Source organism: uncultured Mailhella sp. (assembly GCF_905187505.1).
Lineage (GTDB): Bacteria > Desulfobacterota > Desulfovibrionia > Desulfovibrionales > Desulfovibrionaceae > Mailhella.
In genome coordinates, this window is the sequence record NZ_CAJJIC010000106.1 from 1 (window position 1) to 8,364 (window position 8,364).

Below are 8,364 nucleotides of genomic sequence, written 5' to 3' on the forward strand. Positions count from 1 at the left end.
TTCGCCGCGCGGCGGGCGTCGTGCGGATGCCGGGAATCCGGAGTTGAAAAGGTGGGCAGGGCAGGGGAGGACGCGACGCCGAGGCCGAAAGTGCCGGCAAGGCGCGTTTCGGACTGTCCAGTCAGTGCTGGCGTGCGTTGCCGCACCCGCCTGCGGTGGCCGACCGATGTTTCCGCTTCGCGGCAGCGTCGGTGTGGTTGGAAGGGCAGATTTTTAAGGCAGAACGCTGGTTCAACGCTCCGGGAAGCGTTTGTTTGCCTGAACTGCCGTTTCTCAACGCTCGGGCAGGACTTCGTTTGCCGCGGAAAGCCGTCTTTCAACGCTCCGGGGCCCTTCCACCATCCCTTTCAGCCTTTTTTCAACGCTCTGGGGCCCCGGGCGACGTCAGGAGCCCGGCCGACGGCCGCAAGCAGGCGGGATTCACTCCCGCCGTTAAGCGCAGCGGGCGTCGTGCAAGCCCCGCGTCCGTACAGCGTGTCAGGGACAGACGGGCAGTTGCGTCACGGATGCGTCTATAAAAGGAAGGTGGTCGCGAGGCCGAGGAAGATGAAGAAGCCTCCGGAGTCGGTGAGGGCCGTGAGGAATATGCTGGAGGCCTGGGCGGGGTCTCGGCCGAGGGCGCGCAAAACGAGCGGAATCGCACCGCCTGCCACGGCGCCGAGCAGCATGTCGAGCAGAAGCGCTATGCCCATGACCGTGGCGAGCATGCTGTTGTGGCTGAGAAACATGACGCCGATGTAGGCTAAGAGCGCCATGAAAATGCCGGTGCCGAGCCCTATTTTGCTTTCACGGAACACCGCGCCCCATGAGCGCTTGGCATCGAAACTCTCCGTGGCGAGCTGGCGGATCATGACGGCAAGAGCCTGCTGTCCCGTATTGCCCGCCTGATTGGCCACCATGGGCATGAGCACGGCAAGAAGCGCCATCTGCGCGATGGACCCCTCGAACATGGACACGATGAAGGCCGACAGCGAGGACGTGCACATGTTGATGACAAGCCACGGCAGACGTATCCGCACCGAACGCGTCCACGGCGTGTCCACGTTTTCATCCTGACCGGCACCCACCATGCCCAGCATGTCGGAACTTGCCTCATCCTGAATGATATCGAGAACGTCGTCGTGCGTGACCACGCCCATGAGGTGTTCTTCCCTGTCCACCACGGGCAGACAGAGAAAGTTGTAGTGGCCGAGAAGACGCGCCACTTCCGATTTGTCGGTGTCGTACTGTACGGAAATGACGTCCTGCTTGTTGACCATGCTCGCAAGCAGCGTGCCCGGTCGCGCAAGCATGAGGTCGCGCAGGGAAATGACGCCTTCCAGCGTTTCCTGACTGTCCACCACGTACACGTAGTAGGGCATTTCCTTTTCTTCCAGCTCGCTGCGTATGAGCAGAATGGCTTCGTCCACCGTGGAGCTTGAGGCCACCATGATGATGTCCGTATTCATCACGCCCGCGGCGGTGTCGGGGTCGAAGCTGAGCAGCATGCGCAGCTCTTCGGCGTCGTCGGCGGGCAGGTTGCTCAGAAGAATGTCTCGATGCCCCTCTTCCACCTCGTCGAGAATGTCCACCGCGTCGTCGGGGTCCATTTCCGCAATGAGGCGGGCGGCGTCGTCGGCGTCCATGTTTTCCAGAACGTCGCCGGCCACTTCCTCGTCGAGTTCGGCAAGCGCTTCGGCCGCCTCTTCGGTGGGAAGATGCGTGAGCACGCACAGCTGCTTGTTGAGCGGAAGCTGCTCAAGATGCTCGGCTCGGTCGGCGGGATGCACGAAGTCGTCGCTGTTGATGTCGCTGCCGCAAAGCTCGAGTCCCGCTTCCTGAGCGCTTGTTTCATAAAGGGACAGATCTTCCTCCTCGCCGCCGTCTCCGCGCTCTTTTTCTCCCGAGGCAGAGCCCGCCACGTCGTGCGCGGCCGAGGCGCTCTTCGTGTCCGGGGATAAGCGGGACGCGTCCTTTTCCGTCGTGCCGGAGGCGCCGTGCTCTTGGACGCCGGTCTGTAATTTTGAGGAATCAGCTGTCTTTTCAACTGCTTTGGAAGAACTTTCGCTCCCCGGGGACATCGTTTCCCCGGAAAACTCCGCAACAGGGGAGACGTCCGTCTTTTTTTCAAGGGATGAACGTTCGGCAGAAGAGGAGATGGAGGGGGAGTCAGCTTTCATATCCGCTTGTGATTGTGTTTTTTTACTCATATCATGTATTCTCCCCAAACACTCTTGACGAATCGCGAGAGGTCGCCTAGCCTGTTACTTCACTCCATTGTGTGGAAAATATCTGCTTCGGGAAACATCCCGTAACGGAAGAAGTAAAGAGGCGGACATGTCCAAAGACGATATTGAATATCACGCTCAGGCCGCAGGAGCAAGCTCCAATATGGCCGTGAACGGCTTTCCCGAGCTTCATGTTGATCCCCCCTTCGTCATTCCTGCCGACACCGCGGCGGCTTTTTCCGGCACGGCCTGCGACTTTGCCTCAAGGCTCATATGCATGGCGCTGGAGGAGGACGGGCCCGATCTGACGAGTCTCGGCATATTCCCTCCCGAGGAAGAGGCGAAGGCCTACATCGTGGCCAAGGAACGCACGCTGGTCGTGGGGCTGCCGCTCATCAGTCTGGTCCTTTCCATCACAGGCATGCCGCCCGACGCCTGGAACGCCGAGGTGAAGGAAGGCAGTCTCGTGGAAAAGGGCACCGTGGTGGCGCATCTGCACGGACGCACCATTCAGCTGCTCAAGGCCGAGCGCGTCATTCTCAATCTCATGACCCATCTTTCCGGCGTGGCCAATCTCACCCGCGCCTATGCGGATCGTCTGGAAGGCACCGGCGTGCGGCTGCTCGACACCCGCAAGACCCTTCCGGGACACCGTTATCTGGAAAAATACGCCGTCCGTGTGGCGGGAGGCGTGAATCATCGCATGAACCTTGCGGACATGCTGATGATCAAGGACAATCACATCGATGCGGCCGGTTCCATCACGAAGGCCGTGGAGGCCCTGCGCAGCCGCTACCGGCCCTGTCCGCCCATCGAGGTGGAGTGCCGCAACGCCGACGAGGTGCGCGAGGCCGTGGCCTGCCGCCCTGAACGCATCATGCTCGACAACATGGGACCGCAGCAGCTTGCCGAGGTCCTTCCCCTGATTCCCCGCGACATCGAGGCCGAAATAAGCGGCGGCGTGACGCTCGAGACCATTCGGGATCTCGCGCTTGCAAGTCCCCTTCGTCCGGCCGACTTCATTTCCGTGGGGCGCATCACGCATTCCGCGCCTTCCGCCGACTTCAGCATGAAGATGGAGCGCGGTTAATCTGTATTCTCCCGGGGCGGAAGGCTCTGGAAACGTCTGAGGTTTGCTTATGGATATCAAGACCTGTGCGTCCGGTTCGACGGAAGCTCGCATCGAGGAGCTCAGAAGGCGCTTCGGCAGCGATCTCGTCATTCTCGGGCATCACTATCAGTCCGACGACATCGTCCGCCACGTGGACATCGTGGGTGATTCTCTGGAACTCGCCCGCCGCATACCGGACATCGAGGCCCGCAACATCGTGTTCTGCGGCGTGTATTTCATGGCGGAATCCGCCTGCCTGCTGGCCCGTCCCGGACAGCGGGTGTTCCTGCCCGATCACGAGGCCGACTGCGCCATGGCGCGCATGGCCCGCGCTGAGGACGTGGAACGCGTTCTGGAAAGGCTGAGCGCCTCCGGCCGCAAGGTCGTGCCCCTTGCCTATGTGAATTCCTCGCTGGCCGTGAAGGCCGTGGTGGGCCGCTTCGGCGGTGCCGTGTGCACGTCTTCGAACGCGAAGGTCATGCTGGAGTGGGCGCTTGCTCAGGGAGAGTCCGTGCTTTTTCTGCCCGACCGCAATCTCGGCCGCAACACGGCAAGAATTCTCGGCATTCCCGAAGACAAGCAGGTCGTGCTCGACATCGCCCGCGACAATCTGGACACGCCTGAGGTGCAGGGGGCACGGCTTCTGCTCTGGCCCGGCTGCTGCCCCATCCATGAATCCTTCATGAAGCCCGACATGGTCGACGCCTTCCACCGCCATTTCCCCGGCTGCCGCGTGCTCGTGCATCCCGAATGCAGCCCCGAAGTGGTGGAACGCTGCGACGGAGCCGGGTCCACCGCCTATCTCATCAAGGAAGCGGAAAAGGCGGCCGCCGAAGGAAAGGAAGCCGCGCTGTGCATCGGCACGGAATTTCATCTGGTGCGCCGCCTCATGGAGCGGCATGCCGGACGCATCAACATCATTCCTCTGGCGCAGGCTACCTGCGCCGACATGGAAAAGGTGACCGCCGAAAGACTGCTGGCCACCCTGGAAGGGCTGGAGGAAGGTCGGGGCGAGGTCCATGTGGACGAAGCCCTCAAGGCTCCCGCCCGCGAGTCACTGGTTCGCATGCTCGAAAACTGCCGTTAGTTTCTCTCCGGCGGCCCGCGCGTGCGTCTTTTTGCACGCCGTCCGGCGCTCCCGCTTCGGACCGGCCGCCGCATTCGGGCTTGAAAGAGGCGCTTTCTGCCGTGCCGCATGGCGCCGGAGCCGCAGCGGCGGTTCCGGCCCGGCAGAAGGACGTTCTTGAAAACGGATACGTCTCGTATCCATTCGCTGCTGCGGGCTTGCCGCAGTTCAGGCGTCGCTGTATGAATTCATTACGTTATCGTTCTCAGGTTCTTGTCATCGGCTCGGGCCTTGCCGGCTGTGCGGCCGCGCTCACCATGGCCGACAAGGGGTTCGACGTTCATCTTCTCATGCCCACCGAAGAGCTGGACGGCGGCAATTCCATCATGGCTCAGGGCGGCATCGTGTTTTCCACCGATCCGGAAGACCAGAAGTCCCTTCAGCACGACATGTTCGTGGCCGGCCATGACTACAACTACGACGAGGCCGTGCGCTTTCTTGCCGAACACGGCGGCGAGGCCGTGCAGAGCATGCTCATCGACAAGCTGCACGTTCCCTTCGACCGCAATGCATCCGGCAAGTGGGACATGACGCTCGAAGGCGGACATGCCGTCCCCCGCATCGCGCACTGCGCGGACTACACGGGCAGAAGCATCATCGAACACATCCATGCGGCCGTGGCAAAGCATCCGAACATCACCGTGCTCGGCGGCCGTTCCGCCGTGGATCTCGTGACCTCCGAGCACCATGCCCGGTCCACGGCCTGGCATTACCAGCTCACCAATCAGTGCCTCGGCGTGTACGCCTTCAACGAAGCCACGCAGGAGGTGGAGCTTCATCTTGCCGAGCATACCGTGCTCGCCACGGGCGGCGTGGGGCAGGTGTACCTGTATTCCACCAACAATCCCTGGGCCACGGGCTCCGGCATCAGCATGGCGCACCGCGCGGGCGTGCGTCTGGCCAACATGGAGTTCATGCAGTTCCATCCCACGGGACTTTTCAATCACGCTCAGCAGATTCCGCTGCTCACCGAGGCCCTGCGCGGCGAGGGGGCGCACGTGGTCAACAGCCACGGCGAACGTTTCGTGAGCCGCTACGATCCCAGAGGCGATCTTGCGCCCCGCGACATCGTGTCGCAGGCCATTGTGAGCGAAATGCTGGCTACCGGTGAAAATCACATGCTGCTCGACTGTTCCACGCTGGAGTGCGACGTGACCCGCCGTTTCCCCACCGTGTTTGAGAGCTGCCGGAAAATCGGCATCGACATGCGCACGCAGCCTCTGCCCATCGTGCCCGTGGCGCATTACTTCTGCGGCGGCATTCTTGTGGATCTGCGCGGCAGAACCACCCTAGACAGACTCTATGCCGTGGGCGAATGCAGCTGCACGGGCATACACGGCGCGAATCGTCTGGCGAGCACCTCGCTTCTGGAAGCGCTCCTCTGGGGCATCTCCGCAGGCAGGGACATTTCCGGACGCATCGCCTCGGAAAGCTTCGACGCCCGCATCTTCTCCGAAATCGCGGACTGGAAGCATCCCGGCAACGAGCATAACGACGATCCCGCCCTCATCGCGCAGGACTGGGCCACCATACGTCACATCATGTGGAACTATGTGGGCATCATACGCACGGAAAGCCGGCTGCGCCGCGCCTTTGCCGATCTGCGCGATCTGGCCAGCCATCTGCATGACTTCTACAAGCACACGCCGCTCACGCAGTCTCTCGTGCATCTTTTCCACGGCTGTCAGACGGCCTATCTCATCACGCAGGCCGCTTTGCGGAACAAGCAGAGCCTCGGCTGCCATTACCGCAAGGACTAGGTTTTGCGGAGAGAGAGAAGAGAACGGCCGCTTTCCGGCAGTTTTCTTCTTCGCGGCACAGCATAAGCGGGAAAGTCTCCCGATCGGAAACGACGTGTTCGTTGCGCCAGAGCGCGACGGGCGCGTCGTTTTTGTCAGTGGCCGGGGAGGTCGGTCCGGGAGCTTGTCCGACGCCGCTTTTTGCGCATGAAAAAGCCGCGTTTCCCATCGGTCGGGAAGCGCGGCCTTTCGCGAAGGAACTGCCGGGATTTTTGCAAAGACGCGCTGAACGAGGTTCGGCTTTTTTCGCCGGAAGCGCGGCGCTGCGCTAGCGGGAGAGATAGGGCATGACGCGCATGAACAGCGACACCGCAGCCACGCCCAGAAGGATGAGCAGAGCGTTGTGGAAGGTTCCCTGCCGGATGCGCTTAGCCAGCGGCCAGGCACAGAGAAAGCCTGCCGCGGCGGCTGGAGCGATGAAGGAGACGCTCTGGAGGACTTCCTCCGTGATGAGGCCGTGGATGATGATGACGCCGAGACTGATGATCGATGCCGGGGTGGAGCTGGTGAAGAATCCTCTGGCCTGGTTTTTCTCCATGCAGATGAGCGAGGCGTACATGGCCATGACGGGACCGTTGATGCCGATGGAACCGCCGAAGAATCCGGCAAAGAATCCGCATCCCCATTTCATGATGGCGCGGGGAGCCATGCAGGTGCCGAGCCAGTCCTGCATGAGCTGCACGACGATGTGCAGCACGATGATGATGCACAGCAGCAGTTCCAGTATTTCCACGTCCACGATTTTCAGCGTCCACACGCCGATGAGAATGCCCGGAACGGCCGGAAGCCAGAAGCCTATGACTTCCCGCACATTGATGTAGCGCCAGTAGAGCGCGAAGGACATGAGACCGACCATGACCGAGGTGATGATGCTGATGAGGATGACCGTCTTGGACGATACGAACAGCGTGATGAGCGGAAGGGCGATGAGCATGCCGCCCATGCCCGTAAGTCCGTTGATGAATGCGCCTATGAACCACGCCGCGCCGATGATGAACAGATCGTTGACCATGAAATTCTCAGAAGAAAGGTGAAACGGGGAAATGCAGCCCGGGCGTGGCGTTGCCCGCGGCGGAAAAAGGGACGAAAGCTCCGCCGCGCCGTGACGTGAGGGAACGGTCGGCGGAAAAGATCCGGAGTCGGAGGGCGCTTTGCCGAGGCGCTATCTTGTGAAGTAGGGCAGAAGCTGGAAGAACAGCGACAGCGCGGCCACGCCCAGAAGAATGAGCAGGGCGTAATGGAAGGTTTCCTGACGGATGCGCTTTGCCAGCGGCCAGGCGCAGAGGAAGCCGGTTACGGCGGCAGGCGCCACAAACGACACGGCATGAACGACGTGTTCCGTCACGAGTCCGTTGACCATGAGCACGGACAGGCTCACGAACGAGGCGGCCGTGGCGCTGGTGAAGAATCCGCGGGCCCTGTTCTTTTCCATGCACATGAGCGAGGCGTATATGGCCATGACGGGCCCGTTCACGCCGAGCGAGCCGCTGAAGAAGCCCGCGCCGAAGCCGCACACGTATTTCATGACGGCGCGCGGCGCCATGCACGTGCCGAGCCAGTCCTGGATGAGCTGCACGACGATGTGCATGACAAGAAGAATGCAGAGAAAAAGTTCCAGCCAGGCGATGTTGACGATTTTCAGAGTCCACACGCCGAGCAGAATGCCGGGTACGGCCGACAGCCAGAATCCCGCGACGTCGCGCACGTTGATGTGACGCCAGTAAAGCAGAAGGCTCATGAGCCCGACCATGAAGCCGGACAGCATGCTGACCACGATGGCGTCCTTGGAAGACGCGAAGAGCGATATCAGAGGAAGAGCGATGAGCGCGCCGCCTATGCCGGTAAGCCCGTTGATGAACGCGCCTATGAACCAGGCCGCTGCCGTGATGAGAATGTCGGTGTCCATGACTGCCTCGAAAGAAAGCGTGAGTCATGATTGTTATGCTTCTGCGGGGCATTTGTAAATGAAAAAAGGGAGCGCCCGACGGTCGGAAGGGGCGTGGAGACGCGGCGGCTTCGTTCGGCCGTTGATGGGACGTGCGCGAGGTGCGGACGGAAGAACGCAAAAGGGCCGCCGGAAATCCGGCGGCCCAAAAGGAGCGCTGCCTGCGCAGCAGGGGG

At 61.5% G+C, this 8,364-nt stretch carries 6 protein-coding genes; 3 read left to right on the plus strand and 3 right to left on the minus strand.

The window, feature by feature from the left end; translation table 11 throughout:
• Positions 1-512 precede the first annotated feature (512 nt).
• Complete coding sequence (gene mgtE, locus QZZ60_RS09110; protein ID WP_295640707.1) at positions 513-1,901, minus strand: magnesium transporter; 1,389 nt, start codon at positions 1,899-1,901, stop codon at positions 513-515.
• Between the two features lie 415 nt (positions 1,902-2,316).
• Between mgtE and nadC the strand changes: the two genes are divergently transcribed.
• The 3 genes from nadC to nadB all read left to right on the plus strand — a co-directional run bounded on the left by nadC (position 2,317) and on the right by nadB (position 6,204).
• Positions 2,317-3,297, plus strand: coding sequence for a carboxylating nicotinate-nucleotide diphosphorylase (nadC, locus tag QZZ60_RS09115; RefSeq protein WP_367119414.1), 981 nt, complete (start codon positions 2,317-2,319; stop codon positions 3,295-3,297).
• 49 nt (positions 3,298-3,346) lie between these two features.
• Positions 3,347-4,405, plus strand: a complete 1,059-nt coding sequence (gene nadA, locus QZZ60_RS09120; RefSeq protein ID WP_295640709.1) for a quinolinate synthase NadA — start codon at positions 3,347-3,349, stop codon at positions 4,403-4,405.
• A gap of 221 nt (positions 4,406-4,626) precedes the next feature.
• Positions 4,627-6,204: an L-aspartate oxidase gene (nadB, locus tag QZZ60_RS09125; protein ID WP_295640711.1), complete on the plus strand. Its 1,578-nt coding sequence runs from the start codon at positions 4,627-4,629 to the stop codon at positions 6,202-6,204.
• 307 nt (positions 6,205-6,511) lie between these two features.
• Here the strand turns inward: nadB and QZZ60_RS09130 are convergent, their stop codons facing one another.
• Together QZZ60_RS09130 and QZZ60_RS09135 are read right to left on the minus strand one after the other, a co-directional pair.
• A complete protein-coding gene (locus QZZ60_RS09130) occupies positions 6,512-7,255 on the minus strand; it encodes a sulfite exporter TauE/SafE family protein (RefSeq protein ID WP_295640713.1) in 744 nt (247 codons plus the stop codon).
• A 150-nt stretch (positions 7,256-7,405) separates the two neighbouring features.
• Entirely contained in the window at positions 7,406-8,149 is a 744-nt protein-coding gene (locus QZZ60_RS09135) for a sulfite exporter TauE/SafE family protein (protein WP_295640715.1), read from the minus strand.
• Positions 8,150-8,364: the final 215 nt, after the last annotated feature.

Coding starts and splice junctions, on each gene's coding strand:
- nadC (WP_367119414.1), top strand. CDS start 2,317: ATGTCCAAAGACGATATTGAATATCACGCTCAGGCCGCAGGAGCAAGC.
- nadA (WP_295640709.1), top strand. CDS start 3,347: ATGGATATCAAGACCTGTGCGTCCGGTTCGACGGAAGCTCGCATCGAG.
- nadB (WP_295640711.1), top strand. CDS start 4,627: ATGAATTCATTACGTTATCGTTCTCAGGTTCTTGTCATCGGCTCGGGC.
- QZZ60_RS09130 (WP_295640713.1), bottom strand. CDS start 7,255: ATGGTCAACGATCTGTTCATCATCGGCGCGGCGTGGTTCATAGGCGCA.
- QZZ60_RS09135 (WP_295640715.1), bottom strand. CDS start 8,149: ATGGACACCGACATTCTCATCACGGCAGCGGCCTGGTTCATAGGCGCG.